23 protein-coding genes are annotated in these 25,448 nt (G+C 33.3%); 15 read left to right on the top strand and 8 right to left on the bottom strand.

Annotated features, from left to right (window positions below; translation table 11 throughout):
* The first annotated feature begins 7 nt into the window (after positions 1-7).
* The 7 genes from FUA22_RS04705 to FUA22_RS04675 all read left to right on the top strand — a co-directional run bounded on the left by FUA22_RS04705 (position 8) and on the right by FUA22_RS04675 (position 9,832).
* A complete protein-coding gene (locus tag FUA22_RS04705) occupies positions 8-1,045 on the top strand; it encodes a hypothetical protein (protein ID WP_147766660.1) in 1,038 nt (345 codons plus the stop codon).
* Between the two features lie 95 nt (positions 1,046-1,140).
* Positions 1,141-2,463 (top strand): MBOAT family O-acyltransferase, encoded by a 1,323-nt coding sequence (locus tag FUA22_RS04700; RefSeq protein WP_241664754.1) that lies wholly within the window; start codon positions 1,141-1,143, stop codon positions 2,461-2,463.
* 9 nt (positions 2,464-2,472) lie between these two features.
* Complete coding sequence (locus tag FUA22_RS04695; protein ID WP_147766658.1) at positions 2,473-3,657, top strand: DUF1624 domain-containing protein; 1,185 nt, start codon at positions 2,473-2,475, stop codon at positions 3,655-3,657.
* 3 nt (positions 3,658-3,660) lie between these two features.
* Complete coding sequence (locus tag FUA22_RS04690) at positions 3,661-4,956, top strand: APC family permease (protein ID WP_147766657.1); 1,296 nt, start codon at positions 3,661-3,663, stop codon at positions 4,954-4,956.
* Positions 4,957-4,989: 33 nt separating this feature from the next.
* Positions 4,990-8,250: a S41 family peptidase gene (locus tag FUA22_RS04685; protein WP_147766656.1), complete on the top strand. Its 3,261-nt coding sequence runs from the start codon at positions 4,990-4,992 to the stop codon at positions 8,248-8,250.
* A 47-nt stretch (positions 8,251-8,297) separates the two neighbouring features.
* Complete coding sequence (locus FUA22_RS04680; RefSeq protein WP_147766655.1) at positions 8,298-9,239, top strand: PD40 domain-containing protein; 942 nt, start codon at positions 8,298-8,300, stop codon at positions 9,237-9,239.
* A gap of 197 nt (positions 9,240-9,436) precedes the next feature.
* A complete protein-coding gene (locus tag FUA22_RS04675) occupies positions 9,437-9,832 on the top strand; it encodes a hypothetical protein (RefSeq protein WP_147766654.1) in 396 nt (131 codons plus the stop codon).
* A gap of 65 nt (positions 9,833-9,897) precedes the next feature.
* On the opposite strand, the gene FUA22_RS04670 is transcribed toward FUA22_RS04675, so the two are convergent.
* Positions 9,898-10,455 carry a hypothetical protein gene (locus FUA22_RS04670; protein ID WP_147766653.1) on the bottom strand — a complete coding sequence of 186 codons (558 nt, stop codon included), beginning with the start codon at positions 10,453-10,455 and terminating at the stop codon, positions 9,898-9,900.
* A complete protein-coding gene (locus FUA22_RS04665) occupies positions 10,448-11,299 on the bottom strand; it encodes a PPK2 family polyphosphate kinase (RefSeq protein ID WP_147766652.1) in 852 nt (283 codons plus the stop codon). The genes FUA22_RS04670 and FUA22_RS04665 overlap by 8 nt, the downstream gene beginning before the upstream one ends.
* Before the next feature lie 118 nt (positions 11,300-11,417).
* On the opposite strand from FUA22_RS04665, the gene FUA22_RS04660 reads away from it, so the two are divergent.
* Positions 11,418-12,146, top strand: coding sequence for a hypothetical protein (locus FUA22_RS04660; RefSeq protein ID WP_147766651.1), 729 nt, complete (start codon positions 11,418-11,420; stop codon positions 12,144-12,146).
* A gap of 33 nt (positions 12,147-12,179) precedes the next feature.
* Here FUA22_RS04660 and FUA22_RS04655 read toward each other — a convergent pair whose 3' ends face one another.
* From FUA22_RS04655 to FUA22_RS04630, 6 genes are all read right to left on the bottom strand, one after another.
* Positions 12,180-13,343: a sigma-54-dependent transcriptional regulator gene (locus FUA22_RS04655; RefSeq protein WP_147766650.1), complete on the bottom strand. Its 1,164-nt coding sequence runs from the start codon at positions 13,341-13,343 to the stop codon at positions 12,180-12,182.
* Between the two features lie 3 nt (positions 13,344-13,346).
* Positions 13,347-14,228, bottom strand: coding sequence for a mechanosensitive ion channel family protein (locus FUA22_RS04650; RefSeq protein WP_170309843.1), 882 nt, complete (start codon positions 14,226-14,228; stop codon positions 13,347-13,349).
* Between the two features lies 1 nt (position 14,229).
* On the bottom strand, positions 14,230-15,540 hold the full coding sequence (locus FUA22_RS04645; protein ID WP_147766649.1) for an ABC transporter permease: 1,311 nt from the start codon (positions 15,538-15,540) through the stop codon (positions 14,230-14,232).
* Positions 15,541-15,542: 2 nt separating this feature from the next.
* Complete coding sequence (locus FUA22_RS04640) at positions 15,543-16,469, bottom strand: ABC transporter ATP-binding protein (protein WP_147766648.1); 927 nt, start codon at positions 16,467-16,469, stop codon at positions 15,543-15,545.
* Between the two features lie 305 nt (positions 16,470-16,774).
* Complete coding sequence (dnaJ, locus tag FUA22_RS04635) at positions 16,775-17,887, bottom strand: molecular chaperone DnaJ (RefSeq protein WP_147766647.1); 1,113 nt, start codon at positions 17,885-17,887, stop codon at positions 16,775-16,777.
* Between the two features lie 9 nt (positions 17,888-17,896).
* A complete protein-coding gene (locus FUA22_RS04630) occupies positions 17,897-18,457 on the bottom strand; it encodes a nucleotide exchange factor GrpE (RefSeq protein WP_147766646.1) in 561 nt (186 codons plus the stop codon).
* A 148-nt stretch (positions 18,458-18,605) separates the two neighbouring features.
* Here FUA22_RS04630 and FUA22_RS04625 point away from each other — a divergent pair, with 148 nt between their 5' ends.
* The 7 genes from FUA22_RS04625 (at position 18,606) to FUA22_RS04595 (ending at position 25,366) form a co-directional block, all read left to right on the top strand.
* On the top strand, positions 18,606-19,244 hold the full coding sequence (locus FUA22_RS04625; RefSeq protein WP_147766645.1) for a YceI family protein: 639 nt from the start codon (positions 18,606-18,608) through the stop codon (positions 19,242-19,244).
* Between the two features lie 84 nt (positions 19,245-19,328).
* Positions 19,329-20,234 (top strand): 3-keto-disaccharide hydrolase, encoded by a 906-nt coding sequence (locus FUA22_RS04620; RefSeq protein WP_147766644.1) that lies wholly within the window; start codon positions 19,329-19,331, stop codon positions 20,232-20,234.
* Between the two features lie 138 nt (positions 20,235-20,372).
* Positions 20,373-21,617, top strand: a complete 1,245-nt coding sequence (locus FUA22_RS04615; RefSeq protein WP_147766643.1) for an FAD binding domain-containing protein — start codon at positions 20,373-20,375, stop codon at positions 21,615-21,617.
* A gap of 1 nt (position 21,618) precedes the next feature.
* A complete protein-coding gene (locus FUA22_RS04610) occupies positions 21,619-22,533 on the top strand; it encodes a carbon-nitrogen hydrolase family protein (protein WP_147766642.1) in 915 nt (304 codons plus the stop codon).
* A 60-nt stretch (positions 22,534-22,593) separates the two neighbouring features.
* Positions 22,594-23,928, top strand: coding sequence for an agmatine deiminase family protein (locus FUA22_RS04605; RefSeq protein WP_241664753.1), 1,335 nt, complete (start codon positions 22,594-22,596; stop codon positions 23,926-23,928).
* Between the two features lie 15 nt (positions 23,929-23,943).
* A complete protein-coding gene (locus FUA22_RS04600; protein ID WP_147766641.1) occupies positions 23,944-24,465 on the top strand; it encodes a YybH family protein in 522 nt (173 codons plus the stop codon).
* Positions 24,466-24,499: 34 nt separating this feature from the next.
* On the top strand, positions 24,500-25,366 hold the full coding sequence (locus FUA22_RS04595; RefSeq protein ID WP_147766640.1) for a helix-turn-helix domain-containing protein: 867 nt from the start codon (positions 24,500-24,502) through the stop codon (positions 25,364-25,366).
* Positions 25,367-25,448 lie beyond the last annotated feature (82 nt).

Raw genomic sequence — 25,448 nt, 5'->3', positions numbered from 1 at the left:
AACCAAAATGAAATTAAAAAAATCACTAATCATCGCTATTGCAATTACCCTAATTGCAACTATAGCCTGGGAAACGTATTGGAGATCCAAAGGATTTCATCCTACTCTAAACGACGAAAAAGCCCTTTGGGCCATGACACGATCTGAAGTTGAATCGACCACAAAAGACGATGTCGTCATACTGGGATCATCCAGAGCGTATTTCGACATACAGGTAGACCAATGGAAAAAATCAACAGGAAAAGTACCTTTACAATTGGCATCAACTGGTTCCTCCCCACTTCCAACCTTTCATGATATTGTAAACAATACAGACTTTAATGGAACCGTTATAGTAGGAGTTACTCCGGGATTATTCTTCTCGACTACGTTTCCAAAAGCATTTCCTTGGGAAAGGCCACAATCTAAAGTAGATCATTACTTTGATGGAACTTATGCACAACGCTCAAACTTTTTATTGTCTGTACCCTTGCAGCAGAATTTAGTTCTTATGTCTGCCGATGAGGAAGAATGGGCTGACGACCTCGATTTAAAATCGTTATTAAGAAATGTTCATTGGGGAGAACGAACTCCTCCTCCTGCTCAGCCTCCATTCTACAATTTTGCGGATGTTTCCATTCCACGAAACATGAGTATGATGCCAAGAACAGTAACAGATACCGCTTTTGCCAATTCCATAATTAAGGTATGGCATTTCTTTGGTAAAGGTGCTCCACCACCAGACAAAAATGCAACCACAGAGTTCTTTATGAAGGATGTAGAAAAGTTTAAAAACAAAGGAGGAAACCTTATTCTTGTTCGTCCACCTTCTAGCGGCGGTGTTAGAATGGGTGAAAAAATGGGGCTTCCAAGGGAAAAATTTTGGGATTCATTAGTTAATGTTGCTAAAGTGAAGAGCTACCATTTTGAAGACTATGACCAATTAAAAAATTTAACCTGTCCAGAAGAATCACATCTATCATTAGAGGATGCTAACTATTTCACCAAAGAACTAGTTAGAATTTTAAAAGAAGATAACGCATTAACCAACCAAAAACCAAACTAATCATGCTATTTAATTCATTAAGTTTTATACTATTTTTAATTATTGTCCTTGCTCTATATTATTCCAAAATACTCAACTGGACGAACAAAAAACGAATGCTCTTACTTTCCAGTTATGTCTTTTACGGCATGTGGAATCCGCCATTAGTTATTTTACTTTGGATTTCCACAATGATAGACTGGACAGCTGGAAAACGGTTAGCTGTTGAGGAAAACCAGAAGAAGCGCAAAATGTGGTTAATGCTGAGCATGTTCGTCAACCTTGGTTTTTTGGGCTTCTTTAAATATGGTGATTTTCTACTTGAAAATTTCGTTACCATAGTAAATAGCGTTGGAATAGATTTTCAGGCAAAACCTATGGATATATTATTGCCTATGGGTATTTCTTTTTACACATTCCAAACAATGTCTTATACCATAGACATGTATAAAAGAAAAACTGAACGTGCTCGAACATTTCTAGATTTCGCATTATATGTTACGTTCTTCCCTCAATTAGTGGCAGGACCTATAGTTCGGGCAAAAGACTTAATCACACAATTCTACGAAGAAAAGAAAGCTACTACCAATCAATTTATTTGGGGTTTGTTTTTACTAACTATTGGGTTGTTCCAAAAAGTAGTCATGGCAGATACGCTATTGGCTGGAACATCTGATGATGTTTTTGGGTCTACAAAGTTACTACATGGTATTGACGCTTGGGTTGGCACTATAGCATTCTCAGGGCAGATATTTTTCGATTTTGCCGGTTATTCAACCTGTGCCATTGGTATCGCTTTAATGCTTGGTATTATTTTACCAGACAACTTTAAATACCCTTATGCATCACTTGGTTTTTCAGATTTATGGAGACGTTGGCACATTTCATTATCCAGCTGGTTAAGAGATTATTTATATATTCCTTTAGGAGGGAATAGACATGGAATTACCCGTTTGTATGCAGCGTTAATGATAACCATGTTACTTGGTGGTTTATGGCATGGAGCCGCATGGACCTTTATGGTTTGGGGTGGTTTACATGGTACTTACTTAATATTAGAACGCCTACAGAGACGATTCTTACCATTTGAAATCACCAAATGGAATGGTATGTTTTTAGCTTTTATAACTTTTAGTTGTGTAAATATAACTTGGGTTTTCTTCAGGGCAAGAACCTTTGAAAAAGCTTGGGATATGATTAAGTCAATGTTTTATATGCAAACCGGTGGCGAAAAAATCCTTGACACCTTTACTATTATTAAAGTAACAACGGTTATTGCAATATTGTTTTTATGTCATTGGTTTATGAGAAATACCTCCATGAAAGATGTATCATTAAAAACATCTCCTTACGTTTTGGGTGTGGTTTGGGCCATTATGACATTTTTATTGATTATAGCTCAAGGAAGTGGTGAGCAGTTTATTTATTTTCAGTTTTAAAACCAATAAATGTCTAAACCCAAATCTACCAGAATTCAATCTATAGACATTTTAAGAGGTCTTGTTATGGTTTTAATGGCTCTAGATCATACAAGAGATTATTTCCATTTAGGCGCATCAATGAATAACCCTACAGATTTGGAAACCACAACACCAATTTTGTTTTTTACGAGGTTTATAACCCATTATTGTGCACCAGTTTTTGTTTTTTTAGCAGGAACATCGGCCTATTTATATGGGAGCAACAAGACAAAACCTCAACTTTTTAAATTTCTATTTACTAGAGGATTATGGTTGGTTTTTCTTGAAATATTTGTAAATAGCCTTAATTGGACATTTGATCTTACCTATAGTTTCATTGGCTTACAAGTTATTTGGGCTATTGGAATAGGCATGATAGTCCTTTCCTTTATTATTCTACTCCCAAAAAAGGTCATTCTTATAACCGGTATTATTCTTGTTGCCGGACATAACATGTTAGATAGCATCACAATGCAAGGTAATAGCTTAAAATCTATTCTTTGGTACATGTTACATCAACCAAATGTCATACCAATTAGTCAAACTCGGTTTGCCTTTGTTGCATATCCTGTAATTCCTTGGATAGGTTTAATTGCTCTAGGTTATTGTTTTGGTTCATTGTATACCAGAGGGTTTCTAAAGGAAATCAGAAAGAAATGGTTACTTAGATTAGGTATTTGTTCGGTATTATTATTCTTTATCATTAGAGGTGTCAATCTTTATGGCGATTTAAACCCTTGGTCTGTGCAAGACACTTTAGGAAAAACTGTGATGTCCTTTTTTAAAGTGACCAAGTACCCTCCCTCTTTATGTTATTTATTGATTACTATTGGTCCCTCACTACTATTCTTATATGCTATTGAAAAGGCAAATAACAAAATCACTGATTTCTTTTTAGTTTTTGGTAGAGTACCACTGTTTTATTACTTCCTACACATATTTGTAATACATAGTTTTGCCATTCTTGGTGTTATTTTACTGAATGATAACTGGCAAGAAATATTATCAAACTCTACAGGAAGACCAATTTTAACACTTGCTAAACAAGGTTACTCCCTATTTGTAGTTTATGTTATGTGGATTTTCATTGTTACGCTACTGTATTTTCCTAGTAAAAAATACATGATTTATAAAACGAACAATAAGAAAAAATGGTGGTTGAGCTATCTTTAAGGTATGAATATAAAAGATAAAGGTTTAAAAAGATCTATTGGTGTTGTTGGTTTATCAGCAAACATTATTAATATCATTATTGGTGCCGGGATTTTTGCACTTCCCGCTATTATTGCCTCTAAAATGGGAGCCTCTAGTATTGTAGCCTACATCTTTTGCGGTATTTTAATTGCCCTTGTTATGCTTTGTTTTGCTGAAGCCGGTAGTAAAATCACAAATACTGGCGGTCCCTACACTTATATTGAAACGGCTTTTGGGAATTATGCAGGTTTTTTAGGTGGTATTTTTGCAATTGGGGCTGCCCTATTTGCTGATGCGGCGGTTTCAAATGCATTAATAAATATTATAGGTTCTGCATTCCCTGTTTTCGAAAACACATGGTTACGAGTTTCTTTTCTTTTTGTCATTTTTGGCGGATTGGTTTATGTAAACATTATTGGACTTAAACAAGGCATTGGTTTAGTGAAATTTAATACCGTCGCCAAACTAATACCTCTTCTTATTCTGGTTACTATCGGCTGGATTGGAGTTGATTTCACCAACTTGGAGATTGAATGTTTTCCTGAAATTAGTACTATTGGTGAAACGGCCCTCATTTTGTTTTTTGCCTTTCAAGGTGCTGAAACTGGATTAGTTGTTGGTGGTGAAGTACTAAATCCGAAGAAAACTGTTCCAAAAGCAATTTTTATAAGTATTACCACAGTAGTTGTTTTGTACATATTAATTCAATCTGTATCACAAGGACTATTAGGAAGTTCATTACCTAACTTTGAAGCAGCTCCATTAGCTGAATCTGCTAAGGTTTCTTTAGGACCTATAGGTTTTACTATCCTTTTTATTGGTGCCATTATTTCAATGTTTGGCTTTTTAAGTGGCTCAGTGTTGAATAATCCTAGAATTCTTTATGCTCTGTCAAGAGATAATATTATTAAATTAAAAGTGCTATCAAAAATCCACAAATCTTTCGCCACACCTTATATATCTATCATTTGTTATGGTATTATTGGATTTACTCTGGCCATTTCAGGTAGTTTTAAAAGTTTAGCCATTATCGCTAGTAGTGCTATGTTATTAGTTTATTTAGGTGTTGCATTATCAGTAATTAAATTAAGGATATCTCAGAAAGGAGATAGAACCAATTTCAAAATTCCTGGTGGCATAACAATACCATTACTTTCGATACTTATAATCTCATATTTTTTATCAAATATTTCTCGTGAAGAAATGATAGGAACCGCTATATTTATTGGTGCGTTAACAATTATATTTTTCTTATTGAAAATATTGAATAAAAAATAGCGCTTTAGATAACTCAATTTTAAATCAATCAAAATGAAAACAATTTTAAAATCATTGATTATCCCTAAATTAATCATTCTCACAACTCTTTTTACAACAACAATTTCGGCTGATGCTCAAGGTACTCGGTTGATGACTCAACCTGCAATAAGTGATTCTCATATTGCCTTTATATATGCCGAAGATTTATGGGTTGCAAACAGAGATGGTTCTAACCCAAAGAGATTAACCATTGATGAAGGTGTAGAATCAAGCCCGGTATTTTCACCTGACGGAACACAAATTGCTTTTAATGCACAATACGATGGGAATACTGATGTATACATTGTTCCTGTATCAGGTGGTATTCCAACACGACTTACGTGGCACCCTTACCCAGATTTGATTCGAGATTTCTCGCCTGATGGTTCTGAAGTTCTATTTGCTTCACAGAGAAATACACATACCGGGAGACACTTTCAACTCTTCACCATATCCAACAAAGGAGGAACCGTGAATCAACTAAAAGTGCCTAACGCATTTTGGGCTTCGTATTCAAGTGATGGTAGCCATTTAGCATATACTCCCATTTATGATGCCTTCTATCAATGGAAACATTATAGAGGTGGAACTATTTCACGTATTTGGATATATAATACACGCTCTCATAAAATAGAAGAGATTTCTAAACCAGCTGGTGGCTGCAACGATAGTAATCCGCAATGGGCTGGAGATTACGTTTATTTTATAAGTGACCGAAATGGTGAATTTAATTTATTTAGTTATAAAGTTAGCAGCAAGGAAATATCTCAACTCACTAACTTTAAAGACTTTTCAATTATAAGCTTATCTAAAAGTAACAAGGATATTATTTTTGAACAGGCTGGTTATTTACATGTTCACAATATAGCATCTGGTTTAACAAAAAAACTGGATATAAATATCAAAACAGATTTGCTAGAGCTAAGACCTCGCTATGTTTCTGGAGATAATTATATAAGAAGTGGTTCCATATCTCCTTCTGGAGCCAGAGTTGTGTTCGATTTTAGAGGAGACATAATAACAGTTCCTGCAAAAAAGGGAGACCCCAAAAATTTAACTAACACAACTGGAGTACATGAAAAGTTTCCTGCTTGGTCTCCAGATGGTAATTCTATTGCCTATTTTTCTGATGAATCTGGCGAGTACGCCATTCATGTTTTAAACACTGTGACCGAATCAGTTAAAAAGATTAACATAAATGGAAATGGGTTTTATGCCTTTATTCACTGGTCGCCAGACAGCAAAAAACTAAGCTTTGTAGACAATGGAAGAAGTCTTTATTATTTGGATATTACCACTAGTAAAATCAATAAAATAGCATCAGATGAGATGTATACTCCAGGCGTTTATAGAGAACTCTTTGGTGATTGGTCTTCAGACTCTAATTGGATAGCTTACACTACAATAACAGAAACTAATTTTGAACAGGCTCATCTCTACTCTATTTCAGAAAGCAAATCGTATTCAATTTCTGATGGATTATCCAATATTTCAGATCCTACATTTGATCCTAGCGGAAAATACTTATACATGTTAGCTTCTACTAATGCAGGACCAGTTGTAAATTGGTTTGATCAATCTAATCAGGATATGGAATCAAGTAATTCCATTTATTTAGTAACACTTCAGAAGGAAACAATATCTCCTTTTGTAAAAGAAAATGATAACGAAACACCAAAGGAAAGTGACACTAAAGATGACAAAAAAGATAAGGACGACAAGAAAGAAGAAAAAAAGAAAACTGTTGAGATAGATTGGGATAATATTCAAAATAGAATTGTTGATGTTCCAATTCCTTCTGGAAACTATTCAAATTTAAGCGCTCCTAAAGAAGGTGAATTATACTATTTATCAAGAGCACCTCATTCAAGATCTAATAAACTTCATAAATACAGTTTAAAGAAAAGAAAAGATGAAACTATTATGCCTGCTAATTTCTATGAAATAGCTGCTAAAGGAGGCAAAATGTTATATGGGGCTGATGGTAAAATAGGAATCACTGATACAGGTAAAAAACCTGATGGAGGCATATTAAAAACTGGTGCCATTCAAGTTAAAATTAATCCTATTGATGAATGGAATAACATATTTAATGAAGCGTGGAGAGTGAACCGAGATTATTTTTATGATCCAGGAATGCATGGAGTTGATTGGGACGCCATGAAAACAAAATATAACATCTTTTTGCCACATGTCAGTTGCCGTAGTGACTTATATAGAATGATGAGTTGGATGTTTAGCGAACTGGGAGTTGGTCACCATAGATTTTCTGGTAGAGGAGACCGAATGAATAGACCACAAACAATAAATGGAGGCCTTTTAGGTGCTGATTATGAAATAAAAAGTAACAGATATAGAATAACAAAGATATACGGTGGTTTAAATTGGAACCCAAATTTACGTTCTCCTTTAACAGAACCAGGTGTTGATGCTAATGTTGGAGATTATATCATTTCTGTAAATAATAAAAACCTAACTTCAAATGACAATCTACACAGTCTCTTTGAAAACACTGCCAATAAAATCACTTCTATAAAAGTTAGTAAAAGTGCAGATGGTTCCAACTCAAGAAATTTAAAAGTTACACCAGTTGGAAGCGAGAGAGCTCTTCGTAATAGAGACTGGGTAGAGGGGAATATTAGAAAAGTTGACAAGGCCACAAACGGTCAAGTAGCTTACGTTTATGTACCAAATACAGCAGGCGCTGGTCATGAGTACTTTAAGCGTTATTTCTTTCCTCAAGCAACTAAAAAGTCAATTATAATTGATGAACGCTTTAATGGTGGTGGTCAATTAGCCGATTATTACATTGATATCCTGAAAAAGCCAGAACAAGCATATTGGAATTTCCGTTATGGAAAAGATTTAAAGTCTCCAAGCGCATCTATTCAGGGTCCTAAAGTCATGATAACAGATGAAACAGCTGGATCTGGCGGAGATTATCTGCCATGGATGTTTAGAAAGTTTAAAGTTGGAACCATTGTTGGCAAACGTACATGGGGAGGTTTAGTAGGCGTATTAGGATATCCTGAATTTATTGATGGCGGCAGTGTAACAGCTCCAAATGTTGCTTTTTATACAGAAGACGGGTTTAGAGTTGAAAACGAAGGTGTTGCTCCTGATATTGAAGTAGAACAATTACCTGTAAAAGTAATAAAAGGTGAAGATCCTCAATTGGAAAAAGCCATAGAGATTGCACTAAAACAACTTAAGGAAAATCCTCCTAAAGTTATGAAACGTCCAGCATATCCGATAAAAGGTAAGAATAAATAATTCTTATATTTATAAAAACAATATTTACTTTGAAAATCAGATAAATAATGAATATTATTAAAGTATTAATTGTACTCACCCTTTTTCCGGTTACCACCTCTTATTTATTAGCTCAAGATGAAGGCTTTAAAGAAGTTCAACTAACGCATACAAATTCTGATAATAGATATGCCAGCTATAATAATAGTGGCACAAAAATACTATTTGAATCTAATCGTGATGGCAGATGGCAAGTTTATACTATGGATATTAATGGTAAACGCCAGAAAAAATTATTTAGAAGTGCGTCCAACGACAGAAGACCAACATGGCATCCATATAAAGATATGATCTTATTTGAATCTGATAAAAATGGTGGTAATGAACTTTTTATTTACTCTTTTGACACCAATTCTGTAAAAAAAATACCTATTTCTTTGCTTGGGGAAAAATCATTTGCACGATTTGCTCCAAACGGTGTTGAAATTATATTCTGCCATAAAGAGAATGAAGAGGTTACTAATTTATACATATGCTCGCTAAAAGGTAAAAGATTAAGGAAAATTGTTTCTAATAAGCACATTAATTTATACCCTCATTTTTCTCCTAGAGGTGACAATGTTGTCTATTTTTCAAATAGAAACACACAGGGGGAAAGTAATATTATTTATTCTTATAACATTATTACTGAAGATAGAAACAGGTTAACCTATTTTAAAGATCATAGCGAATACCCTAATTGGTCTAAAGTACGTGGTAGCAGGGTGGCTTATTCTGCTAAAGTGAATGACATGGTACATTCTGAAATATTTATCATGCGTAATAACGGTACAAGAAAAGTTCAAGTTACTTATAATAATGTTGAAGATATTCTTCCTTCATGGTCTCCAAATGATATTAATTTATTAGTAACTGGATATAGAAATGGTTACTATCAAATATGTAAAATTCTACTTAAAGAACCTTTAAGCGAAAAAAATAAACCCCTTCATCATCAAACGCAATTTTAGTTTTTAAATTTACTTCGGTTATACTACTGTAGATATCATAAAATACTATAAAATTAATTTTAATGATACTTCTAGATTTTCTCAGGAGAGTAGCTCAACTCATTAAGTAAATAACTTGTTAATTATCAATAAGTTATTTTTATTATCTTTATGACAGCTAACCAAACTTCTATTAAGAAGTTTTAAAACCAAATAAAATGAAAAACAAGATTTTTGCCATTATTGGTGGAACAATTGCTCTATTTGGATTAGGGTATTTAATTTATGTTATATTAGGCTTTAATATGCATAATGGAGAAGCCGCAGGAGCTACTTTTACCAAATTAGAAATTCCATCTATAATATTAATGGAAATTCTTTATTCTACATTATTAACTATAGTTTTTAGTAAATTGGCTCAGATTAACACCTTTTCTTCGGGTTTACAAGCAGGCTTGATAATTGGTGCATTCATCGGTGCTTGTGGAACACTACACCTTTTTGCTACCAGTGAGCTTGTTGAATTAACCGGTGTAATTTCTGCTACCATAACTTTTGGAATTCGTTTTGCCGTTGCTGGGGGTGTGATTGGATGGCTATTGGGTAGAGAATAAGATATTAATAAAGGAAACATCAATGTTTAAAAGATGTTTCCTTTTTAACAATATAAACTTGTATCCTATTTTTTCACTTTCCCACTAAAAACTGACACTTTCGAATTAAAAGGATTCCCAGAAGCACGCCTCAACATAACTACTTGACCACAGTGCCATAAAGCATCAGAAATAGGCCCGTTAATGATATTCCAAAAAGGAACGGAAGTATCTTCAAACTTGAAAGTTTCTTCAGCGTTTTTAAATGTATCCGACACTATTTTCAAATTCATTAAAGTTCGCTTTCGTTTTTCTTGAAAACTAAGTTCTTCTTTATTTACATCTTTATTATTTTCAAGAACACTATTCCTAATAAAACGTGATAGACCGTATAGATGATTAATTGTTTCTCCTGCAGTACGACCAGAATCGCTCGCTTTATAAGCCAAATCTATATCTCTTAATCCTTCAGTTGTCCAATAATATCTAAAACCAAGACCATCAATCATTCTAGCCATGATTAAATTAGAATTATAAGTTTCAGGATACTCCTCTATTTCAAAAAAAGGCAACTTTTCAGAATCTATCTGAGCCAAACTAATACTTGATAGAGACAAAACGAAAATAAAAATCAGTCTATTCATTATTCAATTGTTGTTTGTATAATTCAATATTAGCCTTAACATCATCATCTAATTCTGGTTCAGCAATATCTGTATATTCTTGAAGCGCATCATAAATTGTTTTCGCAACAATATATCTTGCAGAAGGCTTATCATCTGCAGGAATTGTATACCAAGGTGCATGCGCTTTAGATGTTCTGTTAATTGCATCTTCATAGCACTCTTGGTATTTATCCCATAGTTTACGTTCTTTTAAATCGCCTGGAGAAAATTTCCAATTCTTTTCCTGTTTGTTCAATCGTCTTAATAAACGATACTTCTGCTCGTTTTTAGATAAATTCAAAAAGAATTTAAAAATGATTGTTCCGTTTTCAGCTATATGTTTTTCAAAATTGTTTATTTGCTCAAAACGTGTATCCCAAAAGGCGTCATCAATATCTTCAACCGAACTAACTGAAGGAATGTTTTCTCCTAAAATATACCCGGGATGTACTCTAGTTACTAACACATTCTCATAATGAGTTCTATTAAAAACTCCGAACTTCCCTCTTGCCGGAAGTGCAATATAATGCCTCCAAATATAATCGTGTTTCAATTCTAATTCCGTTGGTACTTTAAAACTATGAACCTCAACACCTCTTACATTGAAAGCCTTAAAAACTTCTCTTATTAAACTGTCTTTTCCAGATGTATCCATTCCCTGTAAACAAACCAAAACAGCATATTTACCATGAGCATACATGGTATCTTGAAGCTTACCAAGTTTCTTTCTCAGGTCTTTCAATTTCTTTTCAGCATCATCAATAACAACCTTTGTAGGTTGTTTTATTAGCGAAATGTTGGAAGTCACTTTATATTCATTCATTATTGTACTGGTTAATTTTTCATAAATATACTAAAACCATATTTTCGATGAACGGTAACACATTTTATTATGTTTTTTATACATTTGGCTCACCTACTTATGAATTAACCCAAATACCATGAAAAGTACCTACGCCTTTCTTTTTTCATTTTTCACATTTTCATTCCTATTTGCTCAGAATTTTTGTACTGATGCCGATTCCAATCTGATATATGCCTATTCTAATGTAAAAGACGCCTATGAATCAAACAATTTAGATCACTTAAAATATTATTCTGAAAAGTCTTTAAAATCTTTTGAACAAGCTAAAATCAATTTAAAAAAGTGTGGCTGCGAAACTGCCTATGAAATGGCGTATGATGGCGCCGAATTATTGGCAAAAGTTGAAAATGCTGAAACTTTTGAGGATGGTAGATTCTTTGTAAAAAGAGCTAGAGAAATTGCTCAACGAACAATTACTACATTAAATGAATTTACCGCCACAGACGGAGCGAATAAGGCAGATGAATTGAATGTATTACAGATTGAAAAAGAACGATTAGAGCAACAACAACTTGCATTAAAACAAAAAGAAAAAGAACTTACAAAAAAGCTTGCGGAACAAAAATTGAAAGCAAATACTTTAGAGAAAGAAAAGCTGATTGAAAAATACGAGGATGCGCTTTCTTTAAATATTGAAACATACAATGAGCTTTTAAAAAGATGTGGAAGTAAATCTACAGTTACTGTTAGTAATAAAAGTAAAGATGAATTACTTAATGAAGAAATTGAGGATATTAAAGCTTACTTTATTGAAAACATTAATAAAGTAACCCATTCCTATTTAGCAGAATTGAATGATATGTAAATAAAAAGGCTCTGTTCTTCAGAGCCTTTTTATTTATTTAGAAGCAAAGAGTTTCACATCCTGTTCACTAACTTCATTACCACCAAGAATAATAAGTCTTTCGACTACATTCCGTAATTCACGTATATTTCCAGTCCAATCATAATCTTGTAGAAGTTTGATTGCTTTATCTGTAAACGCTTTTTTTGCGGTTCCCTGTTCTACGGCAATTTTAGCAGCAAAATGATTTACCAGTAAGGGAATATCATCTCGTCTATCATTTAAAGCTGGGACCTTTACCAAAATAACAGCTAGTCTATGATATAAATCCTCACGGAACTTTCCATCAGCTATTTCTTTTTTTAAATCTTTATTAGTAGCCGCTATTACACGCACGTTTACCTTGATATCCTTATCACTGCCTACACGTTGAATTCTACTTTCTTGCAGAGCTCTTAGTACTTTAGCTTGTGCAGATAAACTCATATCACCAATTTCATCAAGAAAAATTGTTCCACCATTGGCTGCTTCAAACTTTCCTGCTCTGTCTTTAGCGGCACTAGTAAAAGCACCTTTAACATGACCAAACAACTCACTTTCAATTAACTCACTTGGAATAGCAGCACAATTCACTTCAATCATGTTTCCTTTTGAACGGTCACTCTTTTCATGTAACCAATGTGCTACAATTTCTTTTCCCGTTCCGTTTGGTCCTGTGATTAAAACTCTGGCATCAGTTGGTGCAACTTTTTCAATAATATCCTTTATTTGAGAAATAGCCTCACTATCACCTACCATTTCATATTTCTTGCTAACCTTTTTCTTAAGAATTTTGTTTTCAACTACAAGTTCTTTCCTGTCTAAGGCATTTCTAACAGTATTTAATAATCTGTTTAAGTCTGGTGGTTTTGAAATATAATCATAGGCTCCTAAGCGCATGGTATTAACAGCTGTATCTAAATCTCCATGACCAGAAATCATAACTATTGGGGTTTCAGGCTTTATTTTCTTAACAGCTTCTAACACTTCAACCCCATCCATTTTAGGCATTTTAATATCACAAAGAACTAAATCAAAATCATCATTTTTTATCTTTTCTATTCCAGCTAAGCCATCTTCAGATTCATCTACTTCATAGGTGTCACTTTCTTCAGAAAGAATTTTAACAAGTACTCTTCTAATTGCTGCTTCGTCTTCTATAACTAATATTTTAGGCATATTTTATTTTTTTATAATATGAATATCTCTTTGAGGAAATGGAATAACAATATTATGTTCTCTAAATAGTCTATCTATTTCAAAACGTATTTCACTTTTTGGAAACCGCACATTAAAACTATCATTTATGGTAAATGACAATTTAAAATTAAGAGAACTCTCACCAAAATCTGTAAATAATACGGTTGGTTCTGGTTTATGTAAAATATCTTTATGTCCTTTTGCAGCCTCAAGTAGAATTTTTTTCACCAATTGTACATCACTTCCATAAGCAACACCAACATCTACACTTTCTCTTGTAGTCACACCATTTTGAGTCCAATTATACAAGCTATTGGTTAAATATAAATGATTAGGGATAATCAACACTTTATTATCTATTGTTGTGGCTCTGGTTGTTCTAAGTTTAATTTCCTCTACTCTACCTACTTTTCCTTCCAATTCAATAATATCTCCAACATGAACAGTCTGATCTAATAATATAAAAATTCCTGATATAATATCTTGAAAAAGTGTTTGTAAAGCAAGACCAACACCTATTAAAAGTCCTGCTGAAGCAGCCAAAACAGCATTAACATTTACTCCGATGGTACTAAATGCAATTAATAAAACAATAACGTAAATAAACCATTTGGAAAAAGAGAATACGGTAAAAAACTTTGCTTTATCCTCACCTGGTAATTTTCTGGTAACGACCCTTCTAATTAAGGAAAGTAATATGTTTGTTAAAATAAAAGAGGTTAATACTAAAAGTACAAATCCAATAGTTATCATAATAGTACCGGACTCATTTTTGTATAGCTCTGTATTCGCAAAATCAATAAAGCTCTCAAGTAAAGAACTTTCACTGATTTTTTCTTCTATTTTCTTTATTTCTTGTATCATCTTAATACTTTATCCATTTTATAAGCTCCTTGTAACTTGGCTTTTTACCATACATTAAAATACCTACTCTATAGATTTTAGCAGCAAACCAAACAGTAAACATAAAAGTACCTACTAGAATTAACAGGGATATTAATTGTTGCCAAATGGGAACCCCAAAAGGTATGCGCATTAGCATAACCACTGGCGATGTTAAAGGTATATACGAAAACACTGTTGAAACAGTGCCATGTGGATCTTCAATAACCGTAAAAATACCAATATAAACAGCTAGAATTAAAGGCATTAATATTGGTAGCATAAACTGTTGTGTGTCGGTTTCATTATCCACAGCAGCTCCAATGGCTGCATATAGAGAGCTGTACAACAAATAGCCGCCAATAAAGAAAAAGATAAACGCAACTATAAGATTCATTAAAGGCATGTTACTTAAGGCATTCTTAAAAGATTCAAAGTAGAATTCAACACCTTGACTTTCTGAAGCCATTTCAAGTAATTCTTGTTGCGGAATAGAAGAATCCATTAAACTTATACCCAATACAAGCGACACAATAGTCATTAAAATACCACCAAATACAACCCAAATTACGAACTGCGTAATTCCAGCTAAAGATGTTCCAATAATTTTACCCAACATGAGCTGTACCGGTTTTACCGAAGAAATAATAACTTCAATAATTCTGCTTGTCTTTTCTTCAATCACGCTTCGCATAATCATGTTTCCATAAATAATAATAAACATGAATAATAAATAACCCGCGGCACAACCAAAAATAAGTTTGATTATGCTATCAATTTTGGAAGACTCTTCTCCCGTGAAATTTTCCTGACCAATATTGATATAAACTTTGGAGGCTTCAATCTTAGAAATATCAATTTCAGCTTCCTGCATTTTTAAATTGGTGAACTCCTTTTCTAACTTTCTTTCTAAATCTGAAATAAGTGACAGCGAAGGTGATTCTTCTGAATAAAACTTGATGTGATTTGAAATGAAATCTAAATTTGTAAAGTTTTCAATATGAAGCAAACCGTAATTAGATGTTTCACCAACAAGTTCTTTAGCTATATCAAGAGTCACGCCTTCTAAAACATCATACTTAGTTTTTTCTGTACTTACAAAAACACCTTCTAAACCGTACTCATCTAATACAGAAATTGTCCTTACTTTTTCATTGTTAAGATTTGACAAATAAGCTACAACGGCTATAAGAGCAATCATTATTATAGGACTAAGAATAGTCATAATAATAAAGGATTTGTTTTTAACCTTGGTTAAATATTCGCGTTTTATAATTAATGGAAGATGGTTCATAATTAATTATTCTGTACGGTTTGAATAAAAATATCGTTAGCACTAGGAATTACCTCAACAAAATGATTAATGTACGCATGCTGATTTAAAAACGAAATAAGGTCCTGAGCTGTTTCATTTTCTGCAAGCTTAATATTTAATTTTAAATCGTTATTTAATGATTTAAAATTTGCCTCAGAAACCGAAAATTTTCCATTTATACTTTCCTTTAAAGCCGTTTTATTTTCGGCTTCCAAACCAACCTCAAACGTATTGGTTTTGTATTGTCTTTTTATATCTATAAGTTTCCCTTCTAGAATTTTATTCGATTTATGAATTAAAGCTATATCATCACACAATTCTTCAACAGACTCCATTCTGTGGGTTGAGAAAATAACTGTAGCTCCATCTTCCCTTAAACGTAAAATTTCGTCTTTAATTAAATTTGCATTAATAGGATCAAACCCAGAAAAAGGCTCGTCAAAAATTAACAATTTTGGATTATGTAGAACAGTAACCACAAATTGTATTTTTTGAGCCATCCCTTTAGAAAGTTCTTGGATTTTCTTGTTCCACCAATCTCCTATTTCTAATCTATCAAACCAATACTTTAAACGCTGTTTAGCTTCCGCTTTACTTAATCCTTTTAACTGTGCCAAATACAAAGCTTGTTCACCTACCTTCATAGATTTATACAAACCACGCTCTTCAGGCAAATAACCAATATCTTTTATATGTGAAGCGTTTAAAGAATTACCATCTAAAAACACTGTACCAGAATCTGGCATAGTGATTTGATTGATCACACGAATTAAGGTAGTCTTTCCTGCTCCATTAGGGCCTAATAGCCCAAATATACTGCCTTTAGGAACTTGAATAGATACATTATTGAGTGCTTTAAAGTCTCCAAAATTTTTAGAAACCCCATGAACTTCTAATAAGTTGCTCATACTTTTTTAAACTGTCTAGATAGTTTGTAAATATATTAAATGTTTGTCTGAGACTATAAGGAATAGTTACAATTTAATAAGGTTGAAATATTGAAATGTATACAAAAACAAAACCCACCCTTAAAATAATATTAAGGATGGGAAAAAAATTGCTATGAAAAAGAAAAATTACCACTAATAAAAATTAGTGATACATCAAATATAGTTTTTTTTTCAATACATTTAACATTTCTGGCACATAAGTTCAGTTTTAATCGTCTATGCGTTTTGGCCAAAAATCATGATTTTCTCCTAAAATATTGTGTTTAAGAGAACATATCTTTTACTTTTTCAAAGAATGATTTATCCGAACTCTCCGGTTTTGGATCAAAATGCTCATCTTCTCTCATGCTTTCAAAAAACTCTTTTTGCTGCTTACTTAAAGTTTTAGGCGTCCAGACATTTACATGTACTAATAAATCACCTTTACCGTAACCATTAATACTAGGAATTCCTTTTCCGCGTAAGCGCAATATTTTACCAGATTGAACACCGGCTTCAACCTTAATACGAACTTTACCTGTAACAGTATCTATTTCTTTTGAAGTTCCTAAAACAGCATCAGGATAGCTTACATATAAATCATAATGTAAATTATCACCTTCACGTTGTAATTTATCGTGAACTTCTTCTTCAATAACCACTAAAATATCTCCAGAAATACCATTACCTGGTGCTTCATTTCCTTTTCCAGACACTTTTAGTTGCATACCATCAACAACACCAGCAGGAATTTTAATTGAAACGGTTTCTTCTGCAACCTTCAATCCTTGAGCATCAGCATCAGCAGGTTTTTTGTCAATAGTCTCTCCGGCACCGCCACACACATTACATGGTGAAGATGTTTGCATTCTACCTAAAATAGTATTCGCAATACGCGTAACTTGCCCTGAACCATTACAAGTTGAACATGTTTTGTAAGTAGTTCCAGGCGCTTTAACTTTACGTTTAACCTTTATTTTCTTCTCAACACCATTGGCAATTTCTTCAAGTGTTAATTTCACTCTAATACGAAGGTTACTACCTTTAACACGGCGTTGGCCACCTCCGCCACCAAAGCCAGAGAAACCACCAAAGCCACCACCAAAAATATCACCGAATTGACTGAATATGTCATCCATATTCATACCGCCACCACCAAAGCCTCCGCCATTTTCAAAGGCTTGATGACCAAACTGATCGTATCGTGCTTTTTTATCACCATCGCTCAACACCTCATAAGCTTCTGCTGCCTCTTTAAATTTAGCCTCAGCCTCTTTATCATCTGGATTTTTATCAGGGTGAAACTCAATTGCCTTTTTTCTATACGCTTTCTTTATCTCAGAAGCGCTGGCTCCTTTACTAACCCCTAATACTTCGTAATAATCTCTTTTTGCCATGTTCTAGTTTTATTGCCCGATAACCACTTTTGGGAAACGAATTACTTTTTCGCCTAACTTATATCCCTTTTCAATAACGTCTATAATCTTGCCTTTTAATTCTTCCGAAGGTGCAGGAATTTGGGTTACAGCTTCATGATCATCAGCATTGAAAGCATCTCCTTTTTCAACTTTAATAGCTGATAGTCCTTTTTGCTCTAAAGTCGATAACATCTTTTGATATATCAACACTACGCCTTTACGTAATTCTTCAGCCTCTTTATCCTCCTCTATATGCGTTAATGCACGTTCAAAATCATCAATTATTGGTAAAAGTGCTACCATCACCTCTTCACTAGCCGTTTTAAACAATTCTAAACGCTCTCGTGATGTTCTTTTTTTATAGTTTTCAAATTCTGCAAACAGGCGTAAAAACTTTTCCTTTTCTTGCTGAACTTCTTTTTGCAGTTTTTCTTCAACCGTTAACTCTTCTACAGGTTCTTGAACTTGTTCTTCAGCTTCAACTGTTTCAGTTTGTGCAGCTTCAACTTGTTCTTGTTCTATATCTGCGTTTTTTTCTTTTTTGCTCATCGCTAAAATTAATTTAAGCCATTTGTAAAATTAGTTGGCAAAAGTACTGCCATTATTATAAAAATGTCAAAATGTCACCAATTATTTTTTAATTTTTTTTATGACATCATTTAGCTAACTTTACGCATAGAACACTAAAAATTATATTATGAAAAAAAGTATCTTATCAATTTGTATAATGGCAACACTAACTTTAACTGTTTTTAGTTGTAAAGACAAAGCTAAAGAAGCTGAAACCAAAGAAGCTGAAACTACTGCAGTTGCAGAAGTTACATCTGAAAAATACACTGTTAATGTTGCTGAATCTTCAATTCAATGGAAAGGTTTTAAACCAACCGGATCTCATGTAGGAACTATAGATTTAGAAAGTGGTGTCTTAACTACTTCTAACGGAAAAATAGATAGTGGAACTTTTTTAATTACCATGAGCTCACTTAAAGATTCTGAAGGAAGTGCCAAACTTGAAGGTCATTTAAAAAGTGCTGACTTTTTTGAGGTAGAAACCTACCCTACTGCTGTATTTGAAGTTACCGGAGTTGAAGAAAGCGAAGGAAAAACTTTATTATCAGGGAATTTAACAATGAAGGATACTAAAAACAATGTAACATTTCCTGTAAGTGTTTCTGATGAAAATGGCACGCTTACTTTAACAAGTGAGACTTTTACAATAGACCGTTCTAAATGGAATGTTAAATTTAAATCCAAATCATTTTTTAGTGATTTAGGTGAAAAGTTCATCAATGATGAAATAGAATTAACTGTATCTGTAAAAGCAACAAAATCTTAAGCCTTAAATGCTTTCTATTAAAAGAAAAACCACTTTGCCTCAGCAAGGTGGTTTTTGATTTCTCCATAGTATAAACACAAAACAATGAAGTACTTTTTTACTATTCTCACTTTAGTTTTTACACTTTCTTCTTGTCAATCTTCAAAGCAAAAAAACAATCCGAATACCGAAGAATGGATTAATCTTTTTAATGGCAAAGACCTAACTGGTTGGGATATTAAATTTTCGGGACATCAAGTAAATGATAATTATAAAAACACCTTCTATTTTCAAGATAGTATGCTTAGAATCAGCTATGATAATTATGAAAATTTTGATGACAAGTTTGGGCACATGTATTACAAAACTCCATTTTCATATTACAAACTAAGTTTTGATTACAGGTTTACTGGTGTGCAAATTCCTGGAGGTTCTCATTGGAATGTTAGAAATAGTGGCATTATGCTGCATTCACAATCGGCAGCAAGTAATGAAATTGGTCAAACCTTTCCTATTTCTGTAGAATTGCAACTATTGGGAGGCTTAGGAGAAGAAGACAGAACCACTGGTAATGTATGTACGCCCGGAACCGCCGTAGTTATGAAAGACACCATTAACTTTAATCACTGCATAAAATCTAATTCTAAAACCTATCATGGTGACCAGTGGGTGCATGTTGAAGCAACCATAATGGGCGGTGAATACATGGAGTTTATTATTGAAGGTGAATCAGTATTGCGTTTTGAAAAACCTCAAATAAATGGGGGTTTTATTAACGAAAATCAAGAAGGAAAAGATTGGGATAAAGCAAAAATCATTGAAGACAGAGATAATTGGATTGCAAAAAAAGGAACGATTTTAAATGAAGGCTATATTGCTTTACAAGCGGAAAGTCATCCCATCGACTTTAAAAACATAAAGCTTTTAGACCTCTGTGGATGTATGGACCCAAAAGCTAAAAACTACAAATCTTATTATGTAAAAGATAAGCCTGAAATTTGTGAGTATTAATCGGCATAACCAACTAACTATTAATACTTTTTGCAAATATTTAAATTGATATTAAAACTTTATTTTTTTATAACTTATAGCCTAGATTAAAAATTTACTGATTAACTAAATGCAACCCATTTAGAATGATTAATATCCATGACATCCAAGAACATTAAAATAGGAATAGTAGGTGGCTCTATAGCAGGTTGTTCTGCAGCTATTCTTCTTTTAGAACAAGGTTACGATGTAACCGTTTTTGAACGATCCAACAAACCACTAGTTGGTCGCGGTGGCGGTATTGGCACAACTACTTCCCTTTTAGAAAAAATAAAAAATGATGGGTTGATTGGAAATGATTTTGTTCAATTCCACACTAGTGAAATGCCTTTTATTGGTAAAACGCAGTCTCATGAACCTTATGGTAGAACTGCTTGGTCTATTCCTTTAGACTTTAAAGTTTTTCAGTGGAATGAACTCTGGAAACACTTACGTAAAAACGTCCCAAGCAACCGCTACAAAGCTGGAATAAAAATTGTAAAGGCAAACTTAAACAATGATTCGAAAGTAGAATTAACCACAGAGAACAATAAAAGAGAAGTATTTGATTTGGTTCTTTTTGCCGATGGCTACAATTCTTTAGGAAGGCAAATTATATTCCCAGATAAAAAATTAGAATATAGAGGTTATATACTATGGAGAGGATTACTTCCCGAAAATAAAATATCGAATTCGTGTCCTTTGGAAAATAAAATTTTAAGATTATCATACCAAGACAAACCAGGGCATAATGTAGTGTATTATATACCAAATTCTGACGGCACATCAGATAAAGGAAATCGCGTATTTAATTGGGCTGCCTATATAGCAATACCCGAAGATGAATTGAACAATTTGCTAACTGATAAAAACGGTAATATTAGGCAAGGCACATTGCCTCCTGGTTATATGAGTTCATCTACCGAAAAAAAATTAAAACATTATTTAACCCAAAATATTCCAGACTATTATTCTGAAATAGTAGAAAAGACAGTAGACAGTTATATACAAGTTATTTACACTCTAGATCTGGATAATTACCATAAAGATAATATCTGCTTAATAGGAGATGCTGGAATTGTTGTACAGCCTTTTACTGGCTCGGGTGTTTTCAAGGGATATAATAATGCTAAAGACCTCATTGATTGTCTTAAAAGCAAAAATACGATTGAAAAAGCTTTAAAACTTTGGAACGAAAAACAACTAAAAACAGGAAAAAATTTGTTAGCCTTAGGAGAACAAATGGAAAAAGCATTCATTTGGGAACAACTTGATTTTGCTAAGGTTGATGAGGAAACCACCAAAAAATGGTGGAAAGATTCCGTTTCATTTCCAGAAAATTTTAATTATTCAAAAAATAAATGACATGAGTAATACCATAAAAGTAGCCGCTGCACAACTTGCCCCTATATTTTTAAATAAAGAAAAAACTGTAGATAAAGCTTGTGATGCCATTCTTGAAGCTGGTAAAAATGGCTGTAAACTTATAGTGTTTCCAGAAGCCTATATTTCGGGTTACCCAGATTGGGTTTGGCTAATTCCAAACAGTAAAGGAGCAGAATTAAATGAACTTTACGCAACTTTAGTTGAAAATGCTGTTTCAGTCCCAGACCAATCCACAAAAAAACTTAGTGAAGCCGCAAAAGAAGCAGGGGTTAATGTTGTTATGGGCATGCATGAACGCAATACCGAAACCAGTGCCTCCAGTTTATTTAATAGTTTACTTTTTATTGATGAGCATGGCAACATTATAGGAAAGCACCGAAAATTAATTCCAACCGGAGGGGAGCGCTTAATTTGGGGACAAGGAGATGGTAGCACACTACAATCTTATAATACCTCAGTTGGAAGAATTGGTGGCTTGATTTGTTGGGAAAACTTTATGCCACTTGCCAGAACTGCCATTTACGAAAGTGGCGCTCAAATTCTTGCATCACCAACCTGGGATAAAAGCCCTAATTGGCAACTGTCTATGCAACATATTGCTAGAGAAGGCGGATTATTTGTTATTAGCTGTTGTATTGCTTTAAAGATGGATGATATCCCAAACACTTTTGATTTTAAGAAACTTTACCCTGAAGGACGCGAATGGGTAAACGTTGGTAACAGTTGTATAATTGGTCCTGACGGAAAAATTATCTCTGGTCCTTTAGAAGCTGAAGAAGACATTTTATATGCCGATATTGACCTCAACCAAATTGTAAAATCTAAACGTATGTTTGATGCCGTTGGACATTATTCAAGACCTGATGTTTTTGATTTTAAATTAAAAAACAAGTGACCCATTGATTTATAAAACCACCCAAGAACTTTAATTAATAGAAAAACAAAACACCTTCTAATGAAAACATTCATATTGAGACTTCTATTAGCCATAACTGGTCTATTTATTATTTGTAGTTGTAATCAAAAGAATGCTGATAAAAACATATATTATTCTGAGTTTTATATGCCTGCAGAATGGGAACCTCATGATGCTATTTGGCTAGGTTGGAAAGGGAATGAACTTACACAATTTCAACCTGGAATTGTTAAGCTAATAAAGACACTTACACCTCATGTCTCTGTTAAGATTGCTGTATCATCTGATAATTTAAAGTTAAAAGCAAAAAAATATTTGTACAACCAAAACGTTGATAGCTCCAAAGTGAGTTTTCATGTAATTCCCGGAGATCAATATTGGATACGCGATTATGGCGCAGCATTTTTAGTAAATAATAAAGGGGAATTAGGTGTTGCAGATTTTGGTTTCGACCAATATGGACTTCCTGAATTTTTGCGGTTAATGCATAATAACAACACTGATAGTATTAACAAATACATTAAACTTAGAATAAATCCCAAAACTGCTCAAGTTGATAGCTTAATGGCTAAGGTTGAAAATGCTGTTATTAACAAAACTAGCGTTGTTCATGAAGGTGGTAATATTGAAGTAAATGGAAAAGGGACACTTATTGTTTGCGAAAGTGCTGTATTAGATAGAAACCCAAATAAAAATAAAGACTTTATAGAAGATGAGTTTAAAAGAGTTCTTGGAGTTTCAAATGTAATTTGGCTTAAACAGAGTCTAGCAGATGACCCCAATGGTTTTTATAGAAGGATCATTGGAAACTATGTTGGTGGAGGTGTACAGCATTCGGATGAATTTGTTCGCTTTTCAGATGCAAACACCATTTTACTGGCTTGGGTTAACGAAGATGAAAAAGATTTAAACCCTATTAACAGGATAAACTTTGAAAGAATGAGTGAGAATCTTAGAATTCTTGAAAATGCAACTGATCAAGATGGCAAACCGTTCAACATAATTAAAGTACCATTACCTGAACTTATCACTAAAGAAATTAAAGCCACAAAAAACATAAACTTTTCTAAATATTCACTTGACTTAGACCCAAACTGGTTTCTTCCTTCTGAAAGACCAAAAGAAGGTGACACTTTATTAAGAATCCCTGCTGCGAGTTATCTTAATTATTTGGTAACTAACAACTTGGTAGTTCTACCAACTTACACAAGAATGGGTACTTCTGAAAAAACAGAAAAGCAGGTTGAGAAGATTTTTAAAGAACAATTCTCAGGCCGAAAAATCGTATTTATAGATTTCATGCCTCAAAATTGGGATGGCGGTGGTATACATTGCTCCACCCAACAACAACCAAAAAGAATTTTATCTAAATAAACCTTTAATAAAGCTATGATGACAAAACCAAGAAGCTTCACTAAAACAATAATGCTATTAGCAGGATTTATATTTACAATGTCAATTGGATTTTATTTAGGCATAGTATACTCTAAAAATCAAGATAGTAATTACGGGATTATTTTTGATGGCGGACCAGAACTAGAAGAAATACAACATGCCACCGATGAGTTTTTACAGGCTTATAACGAAGCTGATCTACAAGGCATAGGAAAAACATATGCTAAAGACGGTGTTTTTATGCCTCCTAACCTACCATCTATCTATGGAAGGTCAAATATTGTGAAGTTCTTTCAAAAGGAAGTAGTTGACAGCAACAGTAAACTGGAAATAGCTGAAACGGTAGAAGAAGTAATCTACTTTAAAGATTGGGCTGTAATGAGAGGCTTGGGAGAAATATCCATTACCATTCCAGACTCTACTTCTAACAATATTCAATTTAAGTGGGCTATGTTAAGCAAGAAAAACCCAGAGGGAAAGTGGGAATCTGTTTGGGATATCTATAACGACATTTAATTAAACTTACTTTAAAAAACATATCGAACTCTAAATGAATATCTACGAAATACATAAAGGAAACCCTGATATTTTTACACAACTATATTTAAAAGATCAGTTATTCTGTTATTATCAATGTCCGCAAAAAGAAAAAATCGTTCAACTTTACTCTAATCACAATCAGTTGACTTTTACCTTAGGCGGTCAAAGAATATTGAGACAAGGAGATAAGAAATGGACACTTACTCAGGATAAAGGTTTTTTAGTAAAGAGAGGCGCTTTTTTACAAGAACTGCCTAATAATTACTCAGATTGGAAAGTTTTAGTTCTATACTTCAAGGACGATTACCTCAAGAAAGTTTTTGAAGAATTTAGGCCACATTTTGTGTTAAAAAATTTACCTGAAGTTAAAGTGGAAATGATTGAGGAATTCACCATTGACGAAAAAATTCAAAATATCTATGAAAGCCTGCTACCCTATTTCTCTAAATCGCAATTATTACCCGACTCCATTTTTGAAGGAAAATTTAAAGAATTGCTATTTAATATCCTCATTCATCCAAGTAATAAACAAACTCTTGCTTACATAAATCAAATAGTTGATGAATATACTATTCCAATATGGCAAGTAATGGAATCAAATTATTATTACGATTTAAAAATTTCTGAGTTCGCAGAAATTGCCAATCGAAGCACTAGCACCTTTAGACGTGATTTCATAAAACATTATCAAACTTCTCCCGGAAAATGGTTAACAGCCAAAAGACTTGAAAAAGCGACCTCATTACTTCAAACTTCAAACAAAACCATAAGTGAAATTACTTTTGATTGTGGATTTAAGAATATATCGCATTTTAGCAGAATCTTTAAGGAGAAATTCAAATTAACACCAACTGAATATCGTGCTAAATACAGTTAAATTAAAGTTGAGCAAGAAAGTAAAAAGATTGACTTTTAAAGAAAAACGAGGTAGAGCATACTAATTTAAATTTGTGATGTAT

It is taken from the genome of Seonamhaeicola maritimus (assembly GCF_008056315.1).
GTDB classification, from domain to species: Bacteria; Bacteroidota; Bacteroidia; order Flavobacteriales; family Flavobacteriaceae; genus Seonamhaeicola; species Seonamhaeicola maritimus.
Note: the sequence above shows the minus strand (reverse complement) of the source record. Positions and strands in the feature narration are given on the sequence as shown.